Genomic DNA, 20,748 nt, shown 5'->3' with positions numbered 1-20,748 from the left:
CCGCGATCACCGACGGAAAGAGAAGTCATGTCCCCCAGCGAGCACGACGTCGTCGTGATCGGAGCCGGTGCCACCGGACTCACCGCGGCGCTCCGGCTGCAGCAGCACGGCCTCGACGTCGTCGTCGTCGAGGCGCGCGAGCGCGTGGGCGGGCGGCTCGAGACCCGCGTGGTCGACGGGCAGCTCCTCGAGCTCGGCGGCCAGTGGGTCTCGCCGGACCAGACGGCGCTCCTCGAGACCCTCGACGAGCTCGGCCTCGGCACCTACTCCCGCTACCGCGAGGGCGAGAGCGTCTACATCGGCGCCGACGGCTCCGCTCGCCGCTTCACCGGCGACATCTTCCCGGGGAGCGAGCGCACCGAGTCCGAGATCTCCCGTCTGATCGAGGTGCTCGACCGCCTCGTCGCCGAGACGGATCCGGCGGCGCCGTGGACGCACCCGCTCGCCCGCGACTACGACCGCATCACCTTCGCCGCCTGGCTGGAGCAGCAGAGCGACGACGAGGAGGCGCGGGCCAACATCGCCCTCTTCCTCGCCGACGCCATGCTCACCAAGCCGGCGCACGCCTTCTCCCTCCTCCAGGCGCTCCTCATGGCCGCGAGCGCGGGGAGCTTCAGCAACCTGGTCGACGCCGACTTCATCCTCGACAAGCGCGTGATCGGCGGCCTCCAGCAGGTCCCGGAGCGGCTCGCCGAGCGCCTCGGCGCCGAGCGCGTCCTGCTCGGGCACCCGGTCCGCTCCGTCCGCTACGGCGACGACGGGGTCGAGGTGCGCGCCGACGGCGTCGTCCTCCGCGCCCGCCGCGCGATCGTCGCCGTGCCGCCGAACCTCGTCGGCCGCATCTCGTTCGACCCGCCGCTCCCGCGCCTGCGGCAGCAGGCCCTGCAGCACCAGTCGCTCGGCCTCGTGATCAAGGTGCACGCCACGTACGCCACGCCCTTCTGGCGCGCCGACGGCCTCTCCGGCACCGCGTTCAGCCCGCACTCGCTCGTGCACGAGGCCTACGACAACGCGAACCACGGGGAGGAGCGCGGCACCCTGGTCGGCTTCGTCTCGGACGAGAAGGCCGACCGCGTGCTCGCGCTCGACGAGGCGGAGCGGAAGGCCGCGATCCTCGACTCGCTCGCCGCCTACTTCGGCCCGGCCGCACTCGATCCGGTCGTCTACTACGAGAGCGACTGGGCGTCCGAGGAGTGGACGCAGGGCGCGTACGCCGCGAGCTTCGACCTGGGCGGGCTGACCCGGTACGGCGCGCTGCAGCTGGAGCCGGTGGGTCCGCTCCGCTTCGGCACGAGCGACCTCGCCGCCGAGGGCTACCAGCACGTCGACGGCGCCATCCGCGTCGGCAGGCGCCTGGCACAGGAGATCATCGACGAGGACGGCGCGACCGCACCGGCCCCCCAGCGCGAAGGAGCACAGCCCGCATGAGCACCCACTACGCCGTGATCGACCCGGCCACGGGGGAGACCCTCCGCGAGTACCCGACCCTCGGCGACGCCGAGCTGACCGCGGCGATCGGCTCGGCGCAGGACGCCTACTCCTCGTGGTCGCGGACCGTGCCCGTCGCGACCCGCGCGGCGCTGATCGCCCGCGTGGCAGAGCTGCACGTCGAGCGCGCCGACGAGCTCGCGGCGATCATCGTCCGCGAGATGGGCAAGCCGCTCGACCAGGCGCAGGGCGAGGTCGGCTTCGCCGCCGACATCTACCGCTACTACGCCGAGAACGGCGAGGCCTTCCTCGCCGACGAGCCGATCGAGCTCGCCGAGGGCACCGGCTCCGCGCTGATCCGCCGCGCCGGGCTGGGCGTGCTCCTGGGCATCATGCCGTGGAACTTCCCCTACTACCAGGTGGCCCGCTTCGCCGGCCCGAACGTGGTCGCGGGCAACACGATCCTGCTCAAGCACGCGCCGCAGTGCCCGGAGTCGGCCGCCGCCATCGCCGACATGTTCCGCACCGCGGCCGAGGAGCTGGGCGCGCCCGCCGGCGTCTACGTGAACCTCTACGCCACGAACGAGCAGGCCGCGACCGTCATCGCCGACCCCCGGGTCCAGGGCGTCTCCGTCACCGGTTCCGAGCGGGCCGGCGCGGCCGTCGCGGAGCTCGCGGGCCGACACCTGAAGAAGGTCGTGCTCGAGCTCGGCGGCTCCGACCCGTTCGTGCTCCTGTCGACCGACGACCTCGACAAGGCGGTCGAGGACGCGGTCGCCGCGCGCCTGGACAACAACGGCCAGTCCTGCAACGCCGCGAAGCGCTTCATCGTGATCGACGAGCTGTACGACGCGTTCGCCGAGAAGTTCACGGAGGCGTTCACCCGCGCCCAGCCGGCCGATCCGTTCGCGGAGGGCACCCTCCTCGGCCCGCTCTCCTCCTCCGCCGCGACGGAGCGACTCGAGGCGCAGCTGGCGGCCGCGCGCGAGCAGGGGGCCACCGTCCGCGCCAGCGGCGAGGTGACCGGCAACTTCTTCCCGCCCGCCGTGCTCGAGGGCGTCACGCCCGAGATGGACGCCTACCGCGAGGAGTTCTTCGGCCCCGTCGCCGCGCTCTACCGCGTCCGCGACGAGGACGAGGCGATCGCCCTCGCGAACGACACCCCCTACGGCCTCGGCTCCTACCTCTACACGACCGACCAGGAGCAGGCGCTGCGCCTGGCGGACCGGATCGACGCGGGGATGGTCTGGATCAACCTCGTCCTCGGCGACGCGGCCGAGCTGCCCTTCGGCGGCGTGAAGCGCTCGGGCACCGGCCGCGAGATGGGCCGCCCCGCCCTCGAGGAGTTCGTGAACAAGAAGCTCATCCGCATCGCGTGAGACGGGCGCGGACCGGGCCCCGGAGTCGATCCGGAGCCCGGCCCGCAGCCGCTCGGCCTGCGCCCGCTCACTTCTTCGTCAGCGACGACTCCTTGTGCGCGGCCTTCGCGTCGGTCTTGTCGCTCTGCACGATCCAGTAGGGCTCGTCGTCCGAGGCGTTGAACTTCTGCCCCTCGAACTGGAACTCCTTCGTCTTCTTCTCGACCAGCTCGCCGTGGGTCTCGCCCTGCGAGGTGTTCCAGCTGATCTTGTCGCCCTTCTTCACGAGGCGGCTCCTCTCTCTCGGTCGCGCCGGAGCGCGGTGGTCCCGTCGCGCGGAAGCGCGATGGTGGTGGTGACGTCGACGATCGCCGGAGCGGCGGGCGCCGACGAGAAGCCGAACCGCACGGGCGGCGAGAGCGGGCGCAACGGGCCGAGGTCCTCCTCCGCCAGCACCGCGTGGACGCCCTCGACGCGGCGGATCGCCCGTACGCCGTAATACTCGCGGCGTCCGTGCCCGGCCGACCCGGCCGTGCTGACCCCGCGGACGAGCAGGGAGGCGACCGGCGAGATCGCGGTCAGCCATGCCGGGTGCTCGGCGAGCGGTCGCGGAACGATCCGCAGCAGCCGGCCGAGCGCAGTGAGACCGCCGAGCTCAAGTCGTACCGCGAGCGGTCCGGCCGCGACGGACAGGCCGCCCGCGATCCTCCGCCACGACACCGGCGCGATCCGCACCTCGTCGAACGCGTACGTCGACCCGATGAAGTCCGCGACCTCGCGGGTCGGTGCGATCAGGAGGCGGCGGCCGTCGCCGTCCTCGACCATCGCGTCGGCGAACGGGCCGAAGGGGGTGTCCTCCCAGAGGCCCAGCACGATCCTCGTGCCCGAGGACGTGCCGAACCCCGCGATGCGCCCGCCGAAGCGGAGGAGCCGCGGGGTCCGGCCGGTCATCAGGAGGCCGAGCGCAGCAGCGTGAACGAGCCGTCGCGGACGATCAGCGTGGTGACCTCGCCCTCGACGACCTGCTCCGGGTCGCTCGAGGCGGCCAGCGTCCACTCGGCGCCGGGCGCCTCGGGAACGGTGAACTCGACGCCGTTCTCCGCCGCGTTCAGCAGCAGGGCGAAGCTCGCGCTGCCCTCGTGCTCGAACACGAAGGTGATCGAGCGGGCGTCGGGGTTGTCCCAGTCCTCGTCGGCGAAGCCCTGCGCGTCGGAGCGGAGGATGTCGACCGTGTCGGGGCCGCCGTCGCCGGGGGCGCGGCGGAACCACTTCGGGCGCAGCGCCGGCTCCGCGGCGCGGAGGGCGATCAGCTCGCGGGTGAAGGCGAGCAGCTCGCGGTCCGCGTTCTCCCAATCGAACCACGAGATCTCGTCGTCCTGGCAGTAGGCGTTGTTGTTGCCGCCCTGCGTGCGGGCGATCTCGTCGCCGCCCAGGATCATCGGCACGCCGGCCGAGAGCAGCAGCGTCGCGAGGAAGTTGCGGCGCATGCGGTCGCGGCGCTCGTTGACCGCCTCGTTCTCGGTCGGGCCCTCGGCGCCGTTGTTGGAGGAGCGGTTGTCGCTCTCGCCGTCGTTGTTGTCCTCGCCGTTGGCCGCGTTGTGCTTGCGCGAGTATGCGGTGAGGTCGGCGAGAGTGAAGCCGTCGTGCGCGGTGACGAAGTTGATGCTGGAGACCGGCGAGCGGCGGTCGGCCTCGTACACGTCGGGGGAGCCGAGGACGCGCTGCGCGGTCGTGCCGAGCACCGAGTCGGCGCCGTTCCAGAAGTCGCGCACGTCGTCGCGGAACTTCCCGTTCCACTCCGACCAGTCCGCGGGGAAGCCGCCGACCTGGTAGCCGGCGGTGTCCCACGGCTCGGCGATCATCTTGACGGGCGCGAGCACCGGGTCCTGCGCGATCAGGTCGAGGAAGGCGCTGTGCACCTCGGCCTCACCGGTCTGGCGGGTGAGGGTGGTGGCGAGGTCGAAGCGGAAGCCGTCGATGTGCATCTCGGTCACCCAGTAGCGCAGGGAGTCCATGATCAGGCCGAGCGCGGCGGGGTGCGCGACGTTGAGGCTGTTGCCGGTGCCGGTGGTGTCGAAGTAGTTCGCGCGGTCCTCCTCCACCAGGCGGTAGTAGGAGCCGTTGTCGATGCCCTTGAACGAGAGGGTGGGGCCCTTGTCGTTGCCCTCGGCGGTGTGGTTGTAGACCACGTCGAGGATGACCTCGAGGCCGGCCTCGTGGAACGCCTTGACCATGGCCTTGAACTCGTCGACCTGCGAGCCGTCGTCGCCGGCGTGCGAGTACTCGTTGTGCGGCGCGAAGAAGCCGAGAGAGTTGTAGCCCCAGTAGTTGCGCAGGCCCTTCTCCTCGAGGTGCGAGTCCTGCACGAACTGGTGCACGGGGAGCAGCTCGACCGAGGTCACGCCCAGGTCGGTGAAGTGCTTGATCGCGGCGGGGTGCGCGAGGCCGCGGTAGGTGCCGCGGATGTCCTCGGGCACGTCGGGGTGCAGCTTCGTGAAGCCCTTCACGTGCACCTCGTAGACGACGGTCTCCTCGAGCGGGATGCGCGGCGCGGTGTCGCCGCTCCAGTCGAAGGAGTCGGGGTCGGTGACGACGCAGCGGGGGACCGCGTGCGCGGAGTCGGCGTCGTTGCGGGTGTCGGCGTCCTCGTAGAACTGGCCGAAGACGTCCTCGGACCAGGTGTACGAGCCCTCGATCGCGGTGGCGTGCGGGTCGAGGAGGAGCTTGGCGGCGTTGTGGCGGAGGCCGTTGGCGGGGTCCCAGGGGCCGTCGACGCGCAGCCCGTAGCGGGTGCCGATGCCCATCTCGGGGACGAGGCCGTGGAAGACGTGGCCGGTCCGCTCGGTGAGGGCGACGCGGGTCTCTGCTCCGGACTCGTCGAAGAGGCAGACCTCGACGCTGTCCGCGGTCTCGGAGTAGACGGCGACGTCGGCGCCGGCGTCGCCGCGGAGGGAGACGCCGAGGGGATACGGGAAGGAACGGGGGGATGCGGGCATGCGTCCATCCTGACCGGGCGGCTCCGGGAGCTTCGCGCCCTTGTCGCCGCGCCCGCCTCCCGCTAATCTTCCAGGCCCTCCCTTCGACACGGCGCCCTCCGCGGGCATATAGTCAGCTGGCTTACTAAATCGTCGGAGGAGAGCGTCGTGCGCAACCGCAAGTGGATCGGGCTGGTCGTCATCAGCCTCGGAGTGGCGACGATCATCGTCGACTCGACCATCGTCAACGTCGCCATCCCGTCGATCGTCGCCGATCTCGGGATCACCTCGACCCAGGTGCAGTGGGTGCAGGAGTCGTACACGCTCGTGTTCGCCGCGCTCCTGCTGGTCTTCGGCACCCTCGCCGACCGCTGGGGCCGGCGCCGCATGCTGATCGTCGGCGTCTCGCTCTTCGCGCTCTCCTCCGTCGCGGCGGCCCTCGCTCCGACCGGCGACCTGCTGATCCTCTCCCGGGTCGTGCAGGGCGTCGGAGGAGCGATGGTGCTGCCGACGACCCTCTCGCTGATCAACGCCACCTTCCGCGGGCGCGAGCGCGCCATCGCCTTCGCCGTCTGGGGCTCGACCATCGGCGGCATGACCGCGGTCGGCCCGCTGCTCGGCGGCTGGCTCACCACCGACTTCTCCTGGCGCTGGGCGTTCGGCATCAACATCCCGCTCGGCGTGATCATCGTGGTCGGAGCGCTGCTGTTCGTCGACGAGTCGCGGCAGCCCGACGGGCGGAGGGTCGACCTCGTCGGCGCCGCGCTCTCGATCATCGCCTCCGCCTCCCTCGTGTTCGCCCTCATCGAGGGGCGCACCCTCGGCTGGTGGGGCGTCGACGAGCGGCTGAGCGTCGGCGGCTGGAGCTGGCCGCTCGGCCTCTCACCGGTCCCGATCGCGTTCGCCGTCGCGGTGCTCGCCGGGGTCGCCTTCGTCCTCTGGGCGCGGGCCCGCGAGCGCGCCGGGCGCTCGGCGATGCTCGCGATCGGGCTCTTCCGCCTCGCCTCGTTCCGCAACGGCAACCTCGCCGCGATGATCGTCTCGCTCGGCGAGTTCGGGATCATCCTGGCGCTGCCGATCTGGCTCCAGAGCGTCCTCGGCTACACGGCCGTGCAGACCGGCCTGGTGCTCCTCGCGCTCGCGCTCGGCTCCTTCGTCGCCTCGGGCTTCGCCGGCGCCTTCGGCAACAGGGTCGCGCCGGTGCTGATCGTGCGGGTGGGTCTCGCGGCCGAGATCGTCGGCGTCGCGGGCATCGGCCTGGTCGTCTCCGACTCCACCCCGTGGTGGGCCCTCGTCCCGTTCCTCGCCGTCTACGGCTTCGGCGTCGGCCTCGCGACGGCGCAGCTGACCGGGGTCGTGCTCCGGGACGTGCCCGTCGAGCTCAGCGGGCAGGGCTCGGGCACGCAGTCGACCGCGCGGCAGATCGGCTCGGCGCTGGGCATCGCCGTGCTCGGGACGATCCTCTACACCTCGACCGCGGGGGTCCTCACGACCTCGCTCGAGCAGCAGGGCCTCCCCGCGGAGCAGGTCGCGAGCACCGTCGACGCGGTGGTCGACTCCTCCGGCGCCGCGATCGCCGGGCTGGCCGCCTCACCGGACACCGCCGACGCGGCCCGGGCGGCGGGCGAGGCGTTCTCGGACGGCACCCGCTACGCGGCCTTCGCCGCCGCCGGGTTCCTCGCCGTCGGCTTCCTGGCCACGCTCTCGCTCGGCCGCCCGGCAGAGGAGGAGGAGCCGGAGGTCAGCTCAGCGGAGCCGAGTCGTCGGCGGTGAAGACGATCTTGCCGATCGTGCGGTCGGCGCCGGTCGCTCGGCGCGACAGCACGTCGACGACGTCGCCCAGCGGATGCACGGCGCCCGGCCGGGGCCGCAGCTCGCCGGAGGCGGCGAGCGAGACCGCGCGCCCGATCCGCTCCGCCGTCGCCACCACGATCATGTTGCGCACCCGCGGGCGGTCGCGGCGGACGAGGCCCGTCGCCTGCGAGACCAGCGCCGGACCGCTCGGCACCAGCGTCGCGATGCGCCCGCCCTCGGCCAGGAGGATCGCCGCGTCGTCGACCGGCAGGTGGCCGGAGACGTCGACGACCACGTCGAAGCGGCCGCCCAGCACCCCGAGGTCGAGCGCGCGGTAGTCGTGCGGCTCGGCGCCGAGCGAGCGGAGCAGGTCGGCGGAGGCGGCCGAGCCGGTGGCCGCGACCGTGCAGCCCGCCCGCACCAGCAGCTGGATCGTCGGATCGCCGATGGCTCCCGAGCCGCCGCTGACGAGGACGCGCTCGCCGGCGCGCACGTGCAGTGCGTCCACCAGGCCCACCGCGGTGCCGCCCGACATCGCGAGCGTGACGGCCTCGACGAAGCCGAGGGAGTCGGGCATCGGGACGAGCGAGCGGCTGCGCGCGATGGACGCGTCGGCGAAGGCGTCGCCGTCGCGGGTCATCCCCACCACGCGGTCGCCGATCGCGACCGAGTGCGACCCCGGGCCGAGCGCCTCGACGGTGCCGGCGATGTCGAGCCCGAACCCGTAGGGACGGGAGCGGCCGACGGCCATGATCCGCGCGGAGCCGGACAGGATCTTCTCGTCGGTCGCGTTGATGCTCGCCGCGCGCGTGCGCACCAGGACCTCGCCGCGACCCGGCATGGGCACCGGCGCTTCCCGCCACGAGAGCAGATCGGGCCCGCCGAACCTGTCGTACCCGAGTCGTCGCATGTCGCTCCCGTCGTCCGTGCCAGCCCCCCGAGCCTAGGGCGTGGCCGCTGAGCGGAGGCGTCGCGGGAGCCCGGCGGAACCCCCTCCGGTGCCCGCGGGCCCGGTGCTACCGTGGCGGCCATGAGCGCAGACGACAGCCCCGAGTTCGCAGGCTTCGAGGCCACCCCCTCCACCGATGCGGAGAAGGCCGACGACGTCCGTCCCGCCGACGCCGAGGTCGAGGAGAACGCGACGGCCGACGAGAGCCGCGACCCGGACCACGGCTACGACCCGATGAGCGAGAGCGGCTCCGAGAACGCCCCCGAGGACGAGGTCGGCCCCCGCGAGGACGAGGAGGGCCTGCTTCCCCCCGGCAGCACCGCCGAGGGAGCCGGCACCGCGCTCGGCGCCGACGCGATCGAGGGCGGCGAGCCCCTGGGCGAGAACGCGAGCGCCGGCACCCCCGGCCAGCTCGCCGACGAGCGCTGGCGCACCAACGGCATCAACCCGCTGGGTTGAGCCTTCTTCCGCGGCGGTCCCCCGCCCGCCGCGGCGCAGTCGGCTACTCGGGATGGCCGGGCGGGTGGAGCGTCCTGCGTCCAGCTACGACGGAACGCTGACACGCGTTCCGCCGGTTCGCCTCGCGGACACAGCGGCGGTGGACGCCCGGCCGCGCGGGTCATCGACTCCTCCATCCACGGCCACGGCGGCGCGCCGTGAGGCGAACCGTCGAAACGCGTTCCAGCGTTTCGGCGTAGCCGGTCGCGACCCGCTCCACTTGCCGGGCCACTCCTGGGAGCCGACTGCGCCGCGGCGGGCGGGGACCGCCGCGGGATCGAACACCGCCGCGAGGCGAACCGTCGAAACGCGTTCCAGCGTTTCGGCGTAGCCGGACGCGACCCGCTCCACCTGCCCGGCCACTCCTGGGAGCCGACCGCGCCGCGGCGGGCGGGGACCGCCGCGGGAGTGAACACCGCACACAGCTGGCGTTCCGGTTGCTCGGAGGAGGAGCAGGGGTGGGCGCCGTAGCGTTCCGGGAGCGCGGCACGCCGGTCGCGCGGACGGGGAGTCCCATGTCGTTGTTCCTGAACCGCACTCGTGAGGTCCGATGGACCGAGGACGAGAGGCGGGCGCTGGCCGAGGCGGTGGCGGAGGACCGGGCCGACGCCTGGCGCGGAGTGGGTGCGCTCGATCGCACCGTCGTCGTCTCGACCGAGGATCCCGGCGTCCGCGGCGGCGCGCGCTGGCCCACCGATCACCGTGCGTTCCTGCGCGTCGACCGCGGCGCCTCCGTGGTGCTCGCTACCGACGGGCTGAGCGATCCCTTCGACCGGCTCGAGCATCCCGGCACCGGTCTCGGCCTCGAGCTGTGCCTCGAGACGTCCGCCGTCCGCGGCGTCCCCACCGCCGAGCTCTGGAACCACTGGCACTTCCGCCTGCTGTACGAGGCCGCCCGACGGGCCGCCCTCCAGGGGGTGTGCTGCCGCAGCTCCCTCGACACGGCGCGGCTCGCGAACGTCGCGGCGCCGCCCGCCTGGACCGATGAGCAGGGCACCGTCGGCGTCCTCCTGGGTCTGCGCAGCCCCGGCCTGCCCGAGCGGCTCGACCTGGCGACCGGTCACGCCGACCTGGTCACCCTCACGCCGCTGCGGCCGCAGGAGCACGCCCGGGCGTCGGTCGACGCGGGCGCCCGTGCCGAGATCGCCGAGCGTCTCCGAGCCCTGCCGCACGAGGAGCTCGTGCACACGGCCCGGCCGCTCGTGGTCTGAGGAGCGTCGCGGGTCAGGAGCCCTCGGCCGGCTCCGGCACCACGGTCATCTCGCCGGTGTTGTTCGCGCTCGCGATGAACTGCTCGATCCACAGGCGGTTCAGCGACGGCCGCTTGCTGCCGTGGAACCGGAAGTGCAGCGGAGTCGTCGGGTGCACCCAGACGGAGCTTCGGCCGTAGCCGGACGACTCCGGCTCGCTCCAGGAGAGGCTGAACGACTCGTTCCGCCGCATCTTGGTGAACATCGCGACCTTGAGGTGCGCGAGGAGCCGGTCCTCGAAGTCGATCTCGAGTGATTGCGGTCCGTAGATCAGTCGTCCCATTGTCTCCGCCGTGAAGTCGTGCCGACGCGCCGGAGTCCCGGACGGCGTCGCGGGCTCCGTGAGCTCGGGAGCCGCCACGGAGAGGATACCGATCCTGCGACGCGGAGGGGTGACACGGCTTTCGCCTCCGCCGGCCGGGGGCGGGATCACCCCGTCAACGACGGACGCCCCGCCGACCGGATCCGGGGATCCTGGTCGACGGGGCGTCGGAAGTCGGAGATTACTCGCCGACGCCGCGGATGTTCGCGGCCTGCGGGCCCTTGCGGCCCTGCTCGACGTCGTACTCGACGTGCTGGTTCTCGACGAGCTCGCGGTAGCCCTGCTTCGCGATGGCGGAGAAGTGCGCGAACACGTCGGCGCCTCCGTCGTCGGGAGCGATGAAGCCGAAGCCCTTTTCGGAGTTGAACCACTTAACGGTGCCAGTAGGCATTTCTTTTCCTTATGTGTTAATGACGCCGACCGGGGCCGGCGTCGTCAGAGTCCGCACGAGTGTGCGGTACCCGCTCGACTCGGCCTCCGCGGGTGAAACACGCGTCTGCCGGAGTCGTCCGGGTCGTCTAGGGGCTGAGCTCGCGCCTCCGGGGGAGGGCGGCTCTGCGGGGGAGAACGTCCCGCGGACCGGGCGAGCCGGTGGAGCGGGGGTCGAACGAGGAACGGCGCGGCTTCCGCGGCGTCCTGTGAAGGGCGGTACCCGCGTGCGAGGCGGGCGTTCGAACCGGACGACCGAGGACGATGCTCTCGGTCGGTGCGGTCTCTATCAGGGGCTGAGTCTCTTCGTCGTCGTGCGACTTCTCAGCCGTGGAATTCGGGCGATCGCCCAGGAGATGTCTCGACTCTACGGGATCACGGCCCCCGAGCGCGACCGCTCGCGTCACACTGAGTGCCGATCCGCCTGCGCTGGACGGCCGGAAGGCCCGCTGGAGTGGGTCGCGGTGTGCCACGATACGACTCGGAACGCGCCGACCCCACCGCCGACCCCACCGCACCTCCCCGTCTTCGCCCCCGCCCCTCCTTCCGAGGTCACCGTGCCCCTGCCTCCCCGGCCCGCCGACGCCGCGGTGCTGCTGCGCGAGCAGCGGGAGGTCGGCGTGCTCTGCGCTCGGCGGGCCGGCGGGGTGCTCACCGCCGCCTCAGCCCTGCACCTGCTCGCCCTGACTCCGGCCCAGCTGCTGACGGTGGTGCCGAGCGCCGCGCTGCTCGTCGTCTCGGCGCTCGTGCAGCTCGCGCCCAGCCGGTCCGTCGCGACGGGGGCGAGGGCGGTCGCCCTCGGGCTCGCGCTGGACGTCGCGGCGCTCGTCGCGTTCCTCTCGCCGGACGTCGACGCCTCCCTCCGAGCCGTCCTGAGCGGGATCACGATGCTCACCTCGATGGCGCTGCCGTGCGCGATGCTCGCCGTCGGCGCCTGGCGGGGCCTGCCCTGGGCCGCGGTCCTGGCGTTGCTCCCGGTCCTGGTCCTCGGGGCGGCGACGACGGGGGCGTCCGGGCGCGCGCCGTTCGTCCTCCTCTCGATCGTCGTCTGCTGGGCCCTGCTGCTGACGGCCGCCCGCTGGCTCGCGGGCAGCGTCGCGCGGGCCCACGTCGGCACGGCCCGTCTCCGGAGGGCCCACGACGCCGAGCGCCGCTCCAGCGAGACCGAGTCGCGGCACCGCGCCGACGCGCGGCTCATGCACGACACCATCCTGGCGACCCTGACGCTCGTGGCCCATCGGGGCGAGGGAGTGCCGGCTCCGGTGCTGCGCGACCGGGCGGCGGCCGACCTCGCGCTCCTGCGCGGTGTGGAGGCGGTGGACGAGCCGGAGCCGGCCTCCGGCGTCCGGCTGCCCGAGCCGCTCGCCGCGCTCGGTCGGCGGTCGGCGGAGGTCGGCGTCGAGGTGCGCTGGCACGGCGGTGCCCAGCCGCGGATCCGTGCGGAGGTGCTCGACGCCCTGGTGCGCGCGACCGGGGAGTGCCTCGAGAACGTGCGCCGTCACTCCGGGGCAGCGCTGGCGCACGTGAGCGTCGCGGAGGAGGCTGGCTCGCTCCGCGTCGTCGTCACGGACGAGGGGCGCGGCTTCGATCCGGCCGCGGTGCCGCCGGGGCGCCTGGGCCTCGCGGAGTCCGTCGTCGGCCGCGTCGAGGCGGTGGGCGGCACGGTCCGGGTCTTCTCGGCGCCGGGATCCGGCGCGACCGTGCTGCTGAGCGTGCCGCTGCTGAGCGTGCCGCTGTGAGCGGGACGCGGCAGGAGGAGGGGCCGGAGGACGGGACGCTCCTCGAGCTGGTCCGCGCGGCGGATCGGAGCCCCGGAGCGCTGTGGAGCATCCGCGAGCGCCTGACGCGGCCGAACCGCCTGAGCGGGAGCTACCTCGGGCTGGGCTTCCTCACCATGGCGGTGATGCTCGACATCCGCGGACTGATCTCGTACCTCTGGTCCCTCGACGCCCGATCCGCGACCTGGGTGAGCGGTCTCTCCTGGCTGCTCGTGATCGCCGCGAGCGCGGCGGGGGCCGCGATCGCCCTGCGCCGCCACGGCGAGCTGCCGCGCTGGGCCTTCGCGGGCGTCCTCGGCGTCGACGTGATCGCGCTGCTGCTCGAGTTCGCCGACCACGCGCTGCCCACTCCGGCACCGATGTACTACCCGTCGGTCTGCGTGGGAGTGGGCGCGGGCGTGATCGCGCTGATCACCTTCCAGCCGCTCTCGCGCTCGTTCCTCGCCCTCGTGGTCCTGGTCGCGCTCGCGGCGCTCGGACTCGTCGGCCAGGCGCTGCTCGGCGACGGAGGCGCCGCCCTCGCGGTGGGCAACGTCCTCCTCGCCACCGCGCCGGCGGCCGTGTGCGTCGTCGTGCTGACCGCGCTCGACCAGTACGTGCGGCGCACGCTCGACCGGAGCCTGGCCGACAGCACCGTCCACGCGGCCGACGGCGACGAGTTCACCCAGGTGGACGCGCGCATCGAGGAGCTCCTCGAACGGGTCCGGACGCCCGGGCTCCTGGACGAGGAGCTGGGCGAGCGGGCGCGCGTGCTGGGAGACGAGCTCCGGGTGGCGCTCGCCCGCAGCCACGACCGCACCTGGCTGCGCATCGCCGTGGAGGAGTCGGCGCTGCTGTCCTCCGCGGTAGCGGTGGACGATCCCGGAGGTGCCGCCGCGCTGCTGCCCCCGCTCGACCGCTCGCGCCTGCTCTCGGTGCTCTGGCTGCTCACCGTCCCGGCGGCCCGGCCCTCTCTGGCCGTCCGCCTGGAGGCCGGCGCCGGCGGCGGGGTGGAGCTCGCCCTGGTCGCCGCGGGCATCCGCGCCCGCGACCTCGACCGCTCGGTCTGGGGCATCCTCAGCGAGCTCGGCGAGCACCGCACGACGACCGACCACGGCGCGACGAGGATCCTCGTCGCCCACCGCCCCCGGAGGAGGACGACGACATGAGCGACGAGCCCGCGATCACGCTGGCCATCCTCGACGACCACCCGATCCTGCTGGCGGCGCTGGCGGAGTGGATCCGCCGCTCGGGCACGGACATCCGCGTGGCGGCGACGGCCGGCACCTGGACGGACCTGCTCGCTCACCCGGCCTTCCCGACCGACGTGGTGCTGCTCGACATCGACCTCGGCGACGAGCTCGACCTCGCCATGAAGATCCGGATCATCGCGGCCGCCGGCGCCGCCACGATCATCATCAGCACGCACTCCGAGCCGGGGACGATCAGCCGGGCGCTCGAGGCCGGGGCGCACGGCTACGTGGTCAAGAGCGAGCGGACCGAGACGATCCTCGCGGCGATCCGAGCGGCGGCGCGCGACGAGCGCTTCCTGACGGCGCAGACCAGGGAGCTGCTCGGGGCCGATCGCCCGGGCACCCTGACGCACCGCGAGCGGGAGATCGTGCGCCTCTTCGTCGACGGGATGCCGCTGAAGCAGGTCGCGACGCTCCTCGGCATCACCCAGGACGCCGCGCGGAGCTCGCTGCGCAGCGCCCGGGGCAAGTACCGGGCGGAGGGGCTGGCCGTCGGCACGAAGATCTCGCTCCGCCGGCAGGCGCTGCGCGACGGGATCGTCGAGCGCTAGGCGCGCGCTAGACGATCCCGGGGGCCTAGACCGTCTCGGCGCGCTTCTGCCGCGCGGGCTCGGCGGGGTCGGAGGGTCCGTTCCAGATCGAGACGATGCCCCAGACGACGGCCGCGATCGGCACGGCCAGCACGGCGCCGACGATGCCGGCGAGGACGGTGCCCACGGTCAGCGCGATGAGGACGATCAGCGGGTGCAGCTTGAGCGAGCGCGCCATCACGACCGGCTGGAGGAAGTTGCCCTCGAGCTGGTTGACCCCGATGACGACCAGGATCACGATCAGCGCGGCGACCGGGCCGTTGGCGACCAGGGCGACGAGAGCGGCGAGGATGCCGGCGGCCGTCGCGCCGACGATCGGGATGAACGCGGTGAGGAACACGATGACGGCCAGCGGGATCGCCAGCGGCACCTGGATGATCGCCAGCGCGACTCCGATGCCGATCGCATCGACCGCCGCGACGGTCGCCGTCCCGCGGACGTAGCCGCCCAGCACGTCCACCGTCTTGTGCCCGACGCGCTTGGCGCGCTCGTAGCCCGAGCCGGTGAAGGGGCGCAGGAGGAACTCCCAGATCTTCGGGCCGTCCTTCATGAAGAAGAAGAGCACCACGATCATCAGCACGAGGCCGGTGATGAAGTTCGCCGCTGCGGAGACGCCCGCGAGCGCGCCGTTGCCGAACGAGCTGGAGGTGAGGAAGTCGACGACCGACTGGCGGGCGGACTCGATCTGCTCGTCGGTGATCTGGAACGGCAGGTGCTGCACGTAGTCCTGCAGCGAGGTGATGCCGTCGGAGGCGCTGCTGACCAGCTCGTCCCACTGGTTGCGGACCGCGACCGTGATCAGCCAGCCGACCGCGCCGAGGACCGCGAGCAGCCCGATCAGCGCCAGCCAGGTCGCGAGGATCGACGGCACGCCCTTGCGCCGCATCCACGCCAGGACCGGGTGGATCGCCGCGGCGAGGATGAGCGCGATCATCACGGGGATGAGCACCAGCGTGAGCTGCGTCATCGCGAAGACGAGCACCGAGGCCAGCAGGAGGACGATGACCACCTGGAGGCAGCGGGTGGCGAACCGGCCGAGGCCGTCGCTCCAGACCCGCCGCTGCGGATCAGGTGCGCTCGGCTGCGGCGCGGCGGCGCTGGTCGAGGAGTCGTTGCGGTCGAAGAAGCCCATGGAGGGACGGTATCGGCTCGGGCCGACCTGCCGTCCCTCCTTGACACCCCGGCCGCGCCGCGGCGATCCGGGGGTCAGAGACCGGCGGGCTTCTCCTTCGTGCGCAGCCAGGTGTCGAAGAAGTCCGCCAGGTCGGAGCCGGAGACGTTCTCGGCCAGGGCCTGGAAGTCGGCGGTCGTCGCGTTCGAGTAGCGGTTCTCGGAGGCCCAGCGCTTCAGCAGCACGCCGAACGCGTCCGCGCCGATCCGGTCGCGGAGGGCGACGAGGGTCAGGCCGCCGCGGGCGTAGACGGGCGCGTCGAAGAGGCCCGCGGCTCCGGGGTCGGCGACGGCGGTCGACCAGAACGGGTCGTCGGCGGGAGCGGCGGCGACCCGGGCGGCGGACTCGGTGACGCTCGCGCCGCCGGTGTGCTCCTCCCAGAGCCACTCGGCGTAGGTCGCGAAGCCCTCGTTCAGCCAGATGTCGGACCAGGTCTCCGGAGTGACGCTGTCGCCGTACCACTGGTGCGCGGTCTCGTGCGCGACGGTCGACTCGTCCGCGCCGCCGGAGTAGAACGAGCGGCCCTGGGTCTCGAGGGCGTAGCCGATCCGCTCGTCGTCGACCACGGCTCCGGCCGAGCGGAACGGGTACGGGCCGAAGACGGAGGAGAAGTAGTCGATGATCGCGCCCTGCTTCGCGAGCGCCGCCTCGGTGCGGGCGCGGGTGTCGCCGGTGATGTCCCGGTCGATCGCGTCGATGGTCGTCACGCCGCCCTGGGTGGAGCGGACCAGGTCGTAGTCGCCGATGTTCACCATGGCGAGGTAGCTCGCCATCGGGCTGGTCTCGACCCAGCGGGAGGTCGTCCACCCCTTCGACGTGGTGGGGGAGCCGACCGGCAGGCCGTTCGCGACCACCGTCCGGCCCTCCGGGACCGTGATGCTGAAGGTGTAGCGCGCCTTGTCGGCGGGCGAGTCGTTGACGGGGTACCAGGTCGAGGCGCCGTCCGGCTCGCTGGCGACCAGGGCGCCGTCGTCCGTCGACCACCAGCCGAAGGGGGCCCCGGTGCCGTCGACGGGGTTCCCGGTGGTCCCGGCGTAGTCGATGCTCACCAGCGCGGGCAGGCCCTTCCGGAGGGTCCGGGCGGGCGTGACGGTCAGCTCGTCCCCCGACTGCGAGAACCGGGCGACCCCGGCGTTGACGGTGACCTTCGAGACGGTGAGGCCGGTCAGGTCGAAGGAGAGCGAGCGCAGGTCCTTCTGGGGCGCGAGGGTGACCACGGCCCTGCCGCCGAGGGCCCGGGTCGCCGGATCGTACTTCAGGACGAGGCTGTAGGTGAGGGCGTCGAAGCCGCTGCTGCCGAGGCCGGGGAAGTAGGGATCGCCGGCGCTGGTGCCCCCGTCGACGGCGCCCGCGCGGGCGGCGGGGGAGGCGATGGCGGCGGGTGCGAGGAGGAGGGAGGAGGCCACGAGCGCGCTGAGCGCGGCTGACGCACGGAATGTCATGTCCGCACGCTAGCGGGCGGGCGTTTCGTGCGCGTGTCGGCACCGTGCCGAGGAGAAGCCCCGTCGATCGACGGACGGGCGATCACGTTCCTGCCGGGGCGAGTCAGCTGCGGAATCCGTCGCGGTCACGGAGCATCGCACGGTGGAATTACCCATTCGAGCCGCCGGAGCCCCGCGGATCGTTGCGTCGGCGACGGATTCCGCACTACAGTCGCCGTGTTCATGCAGGTGCATGGGGTGCGGTACCCGAAGCCGCACTGCACCGCCCTGCTCGGAGCAGACGCCTCCGCCGGGAGGGATGACGATCCTCTCTCCCGGCGGGAGGCGGACCGGGCGGGTCCGCCCGGCCGCCGCCGGCGCTACGCCGGGACGCGCACCGTCAGCCCGCCGGGCTCGATCCAGGTGCGGAACGCCGAGGTCGAGCCGAACGGATCGCCGTCGAGCTCGATCTCCTGCGCGTGCTCGAGGCGGACCGTGAGGTCGCGGCCCTTCACGTACCGCAGGGCCGACACCTCCTTGGTCAGGCCCATCAGCTTCTTGCCGACGACGCCGCTGCGGCGGAGCACGCCGTTCTCCCACACCACCTTGAAGATGATCTGCACCCAGCCGAAGAAGCCCTCGGGGCGCAGCAGGACGATGTCGAACTCGCCGTCGTCGACGGCCGCGTCCGGCAGCAGGAGGATGTTCGCCGGCAGGGCGCCGCAGTTGCCCACGATGATCGTGTGCGCGCGCACCTTGCGGGTCTTCGAGCCGTCGAGGCGGTAGCGGAACTCGAGCTGGTTCTTGTCGAGCAGGGCCTTCCGCAGCGCGTCCACGTAGGCGAGCCAGCCGGCCCGCTTCTTGAGGTCGTCGTCGGTGTTGGCGAGCATCTTCGCGTCGATCCCGAGGCCCGCCATCACGACGTAGGCGTGGCGGTCGCGGCCCGTGGAGGTCTCGATGTCGATCATCCCGACGTCGATCGCCCGGTCCTGTCCGGAGAACGCGACGGTCAGGGAGTTGTCGATGTCGTCGAGCGTGAGGTTCAGGTTGCGGGCGAGCAGGTTGCCGGTGCCGGAGGGCAGCAGCGCGAGCGAGGCGTCGGAGCCGCGGAGGGCCTCCGCCACGACGCGGACCGTCCCGTCGCCGCCGGCCGCGATCACGACGTCGGCGCCTGCGGCGAGGGCCTCCTTCGTCTGACCGGCTCCGGGGTCCTCGACGGAGGTCTCGTACCAGAGCGTCTCCTCCCAGCCGGCGGCCTCCTCGGCGCGCTTCACAGCGGCCTTCACGGACTCCAGGTCGACCTTGACGGGGTTGTAGACGAGGGCGGCGCGGCGGCGCTCAGGCATCGTCGCGGCTCTCGTCGAGCTCGTCGCCGTTCTCGTCGACACGGCCCGGACGCACGGCGGCGTCCTCGCGGATGTCGATGCGGGTGTCGCCGGCCTCGGTGGTGGAGACCTCGATGCGCGGGGCCGCGTCGGCCTCCGTCGCCTTCGGGGCGCTGGTCAGCTGGTCGTGGCGGTCGTCCGCGCTCTGGTCGGTCATGCCTGGACGGTAGCAGCGGGCGATCCGCGCCCGCGCGGGCTTGCGTCAGCGGCTGCGTGCCGCCTGAAGACCCCAGAGCACGAGCGGGATCTGGAGCGGGAGGCGCAGCAGCGTGATCACCCGGGTCCCAGGCCGACGGGCGTCCCGCGCCATCTGCACGTTGCCGGGGAGGACGGCGGCCATCAGGGCGGCGGAGGCGAGACCGCCGGCCGCGCGGGTCCGCGGGTGCAGCGTCGCGGCCGCGCAGACCAGCTCCGCCGCTCCCGAGACGAGGACCCATCCGCGCGCCGAGCCGGGCATCCCTCGCGGGACGACCGCGTCGAAGGTCCGCGGGTGCACCAGGTGCACGACTCCCGAGACCGCCATCGCCGACACGAGCACGAGCGGGCCCGCGCCCAGGCCGCTCATCGGCCCTCCGCCCCGCGCTCGAGCGGAGCGACGTGGTCGAGGATCCGGCGCCACTCGCGCACCAGCGCCAGCCGGCCGGCCCCGTCGACCGTCACGGTGCGCGCCCGCGCGAGGCGGCCGCGGTACCAGCGGCCGTCCTCGGCGCTCGCCACCGGGTCCGCGTCGCCGTGGACCAGGAGCGTCTCGGCGGTCACCCGGTCGAGGTCGTCGGCCCAGGAGCCGTCGCGGAGCGCCGCGAGGTCGGTCGCGGCGCCGCTCGAGCCCTGCCGCCAGCCCTCGGCGAGCATCCGCTCCAGCCGGTTGCGCAGTCCGCCGTGGGTGGCGAGCACCGGGTCGTCGGAGTCGATCCCGAGCGCGTCCAGGCCCGGCTGCGTCTGCGGGAGGGCGGCGGCGATCGCGTCGGCGTCCTCCCCGCGGAGGGTCTCGCGCCGCTCCCACGCGCTGGTGGGGTGCACGATCACGCCGGCCTGCGGGGGCGCGGGGGTGCCGACCAGCGCGAGGCGGTCCACGAGGTCGGGGTGCCGGGCCGCGAGCGAGAGCGCGAACGCGCCGCCGGAGCCCCAGCCGACCACGCCGACGCTGCCGAAGCGGGCGCCCTCGACCATGCGGGCGGTGCGCTCGGAGCGGCGCAGGTACTCGGCGAGGTCGTCCGCGCGGTCCTCGACGCGGCCGTGAGCGGCGTCGACCGGGTCCGAGGCGCCGTAGCCGGGGCGGTCGAGGATCAGCAGGTGCAGGCCCCAGGGGCCGGTGACAGTGGGGTCGGGGTCGAAGCCGCCCGCTCCGGGAGTGGGGTGGCAGAACACCACCAGCCGGTCGGCGACGGGATCGCCCGCCGCCGAGACGCCCATCCCGCGGCCGGACCGCAGCTCGAAACGGTGGTTCGCCATGTCGCCTCCCGGGTGCGCCGAGGGTCGGCGCGTCGCCCCCAGTCAAGCGGAGACGGCGGCCCGCGCGCTGGGCCTTGTGCCGGAGCGGGAGCAGTCGGACGCGTCCGGACCGGGCGTGCTCGATGCGGGTGGTGCGACCGTCGTCAACCCCGGTGACGCACCCTCCGCCGTCCGGTGGACTGGACGGTCCCTCGAGGAAGGACCACCCGTGATCCGCACAGCACTGCCCGCGACCGTCGACGACGTGGAGCTCGACCCGGTCGGCGACGACGGCTGGCGTGTCCGCGCCCGCACCGAGGACCCGCGGGAGCCGGAGGCCGTGCTCGGCTTCATCACGCCGGTCGACGGCGGCTTCGAGGCGCACCGCCTCGGGCTGCCGCAGGAGGACGTGACCTGCCCGTCGCTCGAGGACGCGCTCTCGAGGTACGTCGCCGAGGAGCCGCTGCCCGCGTGGATCCGCTCCGCCCGGAAGGATCCGCGGACCGGCTTCCTCGGCGAGCGGGAGGTCGTGGTCGGCACCCCCGAGGCCGAGGGGGCGGGCCTCCTGGTCGTGCACGTCGACGGCGAGCTCGCCGGGCACGTCGTCGCGACCACCCCGATCGCCTTCGTCGCTGAGCGCGGCGACCTCCCGCCCCTCGTCGTCGAGTCGATGGACGGGCTCCTCGCGCTCGTCTCGGGACTGCGCCGGTAACCCCTGACCCCCGCGGAGGTCGACC

At 73.2% G+C, this 20,748-nt stretch carries 21 protein-coding genes; 9 read left to right on the top strand and 12 right to left on the bottom strand.

Annotation, left to right across the window (positions count from 1 at the left end):
- Positions 1-27 precede the first annotated feature (27 nt).
- Together C5C25_RS05255 and C5C25_RS05250 are read left to right on the top strand one after the other, a co-directional pair.
- The gene (locus C5C25_RS05255; RefSeq protein ID WP_104249949.1) at positions 28-1,428 is read left to right on the top strand and encodes an NAD(P)/FAD-dependent oxidoreductase; all 1,401 of its coding nucleotides are present in this window, start codon (positions 28-30) and stop codon (positions 1,426-1,428) included.
- Entirely contained in the window at positions 1,425-2,807 is a 1,383-nt protein-coding gene (locus C5C25_RS05250) for an NAD-dependent succinate-semialdehyde dehydrogenase (protein ID WP_104226095.1), read from the top strand. Before C5C25_RS05255 ends, C5C25_RS05250 begins: the two co-directional genes overlap by 4 nt.
- Positions 2,808-2,874: 67 nt before the next feature.
- On the opposite strand, the gene C5C25_RS05245 is transcribed toward C5C25_RS05250, so the two are convergent.
- From C5C25_RS05245 to glgX, 3 genes are read right to left on the bottom strand one after another with little or no spacing between them, the layout of a single operon-like run.
- Positions 2,875-3,072, bottom strand: a complete 198-nt coding sequence (locus C5C25_RS05245) for a DUF2945 domain-containing protein (RefSeq protein ID WP_056866275.1) — start codon at positions 3,070-3,072, stop codon at positions 2,875-2,877.
- On the bottom strand, positions 3,069-3,737 hold the full coding sequence (locus C5C25_RS05240; RefSeq protein WP_104249948.1) for a hypothetical protein: 669 nt from the start codon (positions 3,735-3,737) through the stop codon (positions 3,069-3,071). Before C5C25_RS05240 ends, C5C25_RS05245 begins: the two co-directional genes overlap by 4 nt.
- On the bottom strand, positions 3,737-5,782 hold the full coding sequence (gene glgX, locus C5C25_RS05235; protein ID WP_104246955.1) for a glycogen debranching protein GlgX: 2,046 nt from the start codon (positions 5,780-5,782) through the stop codon (positions 3,737-3,739). Before glgX ends, C5C25_RS05240 begins: the two co-directional genes overlap by 1 nt.
- A gap of 147 nt (positions 5,783-5,929) precedes the next feature.
- Between glgX and C5C25_RS05230 the strand changes: the two genes are divergently transcribed.
- On the top strand, positions 5,930-7,534 hold the full coding sequence (locus tag C5C25_RS05230; protein ID WP_104246954.1) for a DHA2 family efflux MFS transporter permease subunit: 1,605 nt from the start codon (positions 5,930-5,932) through the stop codon (positions 7,532-7,534).
- On the opposite strand, the gene C5C25_RS05225 is transcribed toward C5C25_RS05230, so the two are convergent.
- Positions 7,503-8,465, bottom strand: coding sequence for an NADP-dependent oxidoreductase (locus C5C25_RS05225; RefSeq protein ID WP_104226099.1), 963 nt, complete (start codon positions 8,463-8,465; stop codon positions 7,503-7,505). The genes C5C25_RS05230 and C5C25_RS05225 overlap by 32 nt on opposite strands.
- A 120-nt stretch (positions 8,466-8,585) precedes the next feature.
- Between C5C25_RS05225 and C5C25_RS05220 the strand changes: the two genes are divergently transcribed.
- Together C5C25_RS05220 and C5C25_RS05215 are read left to right on the top strand one after the other, a co-directional pair.
- Positions 8,586-8,963 carry a hypothetical protein gene (locus C5C25_RS05220; RefSeq protein WP_146079428.1) on the top strand — a complete coding sequence of 126 codons (378 nt, stop codon included), beginning with the start codon at positions 8,586-8,588 and terminating at the stop codon, positions 8,961-8,963.
- Between the two features lie 554 nt (positions 8,964-9,517).
- A complete protein-coding gene (locus tag C5C25_RS05215) occupies positions 9,518-10,213 on the top strand; it encodes a hypothetical protein (RefSeq protein ID WP_104249946.1) in 696 nt (231 codons plus the stop codon).
- Between the two features lie 13 nt (positions 10,214-10,226).
- Here C5C25_RS05215 and C5C25_RS05210 read toward each other — a convergent pair whose 3' ends face one another.
- Entirely contained in the window at positions 10,227-10,535 is a 309-nt protein-coding gene (locus C5C25_RS05210) for a hypothetical protein (RefSeq protein WP_104226101.1), read from the bottom strand.
- A 220-nt stretch (positions 10,536-10,755) separates the two neighbouring features.
- Positions 10,756-10,965: a cold-shock protein gene (locus C5C25_RS05205; RefSeq protein ID WP_055786246.1), complete on the bottom strand. Its 210-nt coding sequence runs from the start codon at positions 10,963-10,965 to the stop codon at positions 10,756-10,758.
- A gap of 595 nt (positions 10,966-11,560) precedes the next feature.
- On the opposite strand from C5C25_RS05205, the gene C5C25_RS05200 reads away from it, so the two are divergent.
- From C5C25_RS05200 to C5C25_RS05190, 3 genes are read left to right on the top strand one after another with little or no spacing between them, the layout of a single operon-like run.
- Positions 11,561-12,742 (top strand): sensor histidine kinase, encoded by a 1,182-nt coding sequence (locus C5C25_RS05200; protein WP_104249945.1) that lies wholly within the window; start codon positions 11,561-11,563, stop codon positions 12,740-12,742.
- Positions 12,739-13,929, top strand: a complete 1,191-nt coding sequence (locus tag C5C25_RS05195; RefSeq protein WP_104249944.1) for a hypothetical protein — start codon at positions 12,739-12,741, stop codon at positions 13,927-13,929. The genes C5C25_RS05200 and C5C25_RS05195 overlap by 4 nt, the downstream gene beginning before the upstream one ends.
- On the top strand, positions 13,926-14,564 hold the full coding sequence (locus C5C25_RS05190; RefSeq protein ID WP_104246949.1) for a response regulator: 639 nt from the start codon (positions 13,926-13,928) through the stop codon (positions 14,562-14,564). The genes C5C25_RS05195 and C5C25_RS05190 overlap by 4 nt, the downstream gene beginning before the upstream one ends.
- A 25-nt stretch (positions 14,565-14,589) precedes the next feature.
- On the opposite strand, the gene C5C25_RS05185 is transcribed toward C5C25_RS05190, so the two are convergent.
- From C5C25_RS05185 to C5C25_RS05160, 6 genes are all read right to left on the bottom strand, one after another.
- A complete protein-coding gene (locus tag C5C25_RS05185) occupies positions 14,590-15,735 on the bottom strand; it encodes an AI-2E family transporter (protein ID WP_104233055.1) in 1,146 nt (381 codons plus the stop codon).
- Between the two features lie 74 nt (positions 15,736-15,809).
- Complete coding sequence (locus tag C5C25_RS05180; RefSeq protein ID WP_104249943.1) at positions 15,810-17,216, bottom strand: M1 family metallopeptidase; 1,407 nt, start codon at positions 17,214-17,216, stop codon at positions 15,810-15,812.
- 359 nt (positions 17,217-17,575) lie between these two features.
- Positions 17,576-18,541, bottom strand: coding sequence for a diacylglycerol kinase family protein (locus tag C5C25_RS05175; RefSeq protein WP_104222931.1), 966 nt, complete (start codon positions 18,539-18,541; stop codon positions 17,576-17,578).
- Positions 18,534-18,737, bottom strand: a complete 204-nt coding sequence (locus tag C5C25_RS05170; protein ID WP_104222930.1) for a multidrug transporter — start codon at positions 18,735-18,737, stop codon at positions 18,534-18,536. Before C5C25_RS05170 ends, C5C25_RS05175 begins: the two co-directional genes overlap by 8 nt.
- Before the next feature lie 45 nt (positions 18,738-18,782).
- The gene (locus C5C25_RS05165; RefSeq protein WP_181133634.1) at positions 18,783-19,145 is read right to left on the bottom strand and encodes a hypothetical protein; all 363 of its coding nucleotides are present in this window, start codon (positions 19,143-19,145) and stop codon (positions 18,783-18,785) included.
- The gene (locus tag C5C25_RS05160) at positions 19,142-20,032 is read right to left on the bottom strand and encodes an alpha/beta fold hydrolase (RefSeq protein WP_104246947.1); all 891 of its coding nucleotides are present in this window, start codon (positions 20,030-20,032) and stop codon (positions 19,142-19,144) included. Before C5C25_RS05160 ends, C5C25_RS05165 begins: the two co-directional genes overlap by 4 nt.
- 208 nt (positions 20,033-20,240) lie before the next feature.
- Between C5C25_RS05160 and C5C25_RS05155 the strand changes: the two genes are divergently transcribed.
- Positions 20,241-20,723 (top strand): hypothetical protein, encoded by a 483-nt coding sequence (locus C5C25_RS05155; RefSeq protein ID WP_104246946.1) that lies wholly within the window; start codon positions 20,241-20,243, stop codon positions 20,721-20,723.
- The last annotated feature ends 25 nt before the right edge of the window (positions 20,724-20,748 follow it).

Origin of the sequence: Rathayibacter sp. AY2B9, from assembly GCF_002931595.1 — a bacterium.
GTDB lineage: Bacteria > Actinomycetota > Actinomycetes > Actinomycetales > Microbacteriaceae > Rathayibacter.
The sequence above is the reverse complement of the archived record's forward strand: the minus strand, read 5'-3'. Positions and strand labels throughout refer to the sequence as shown.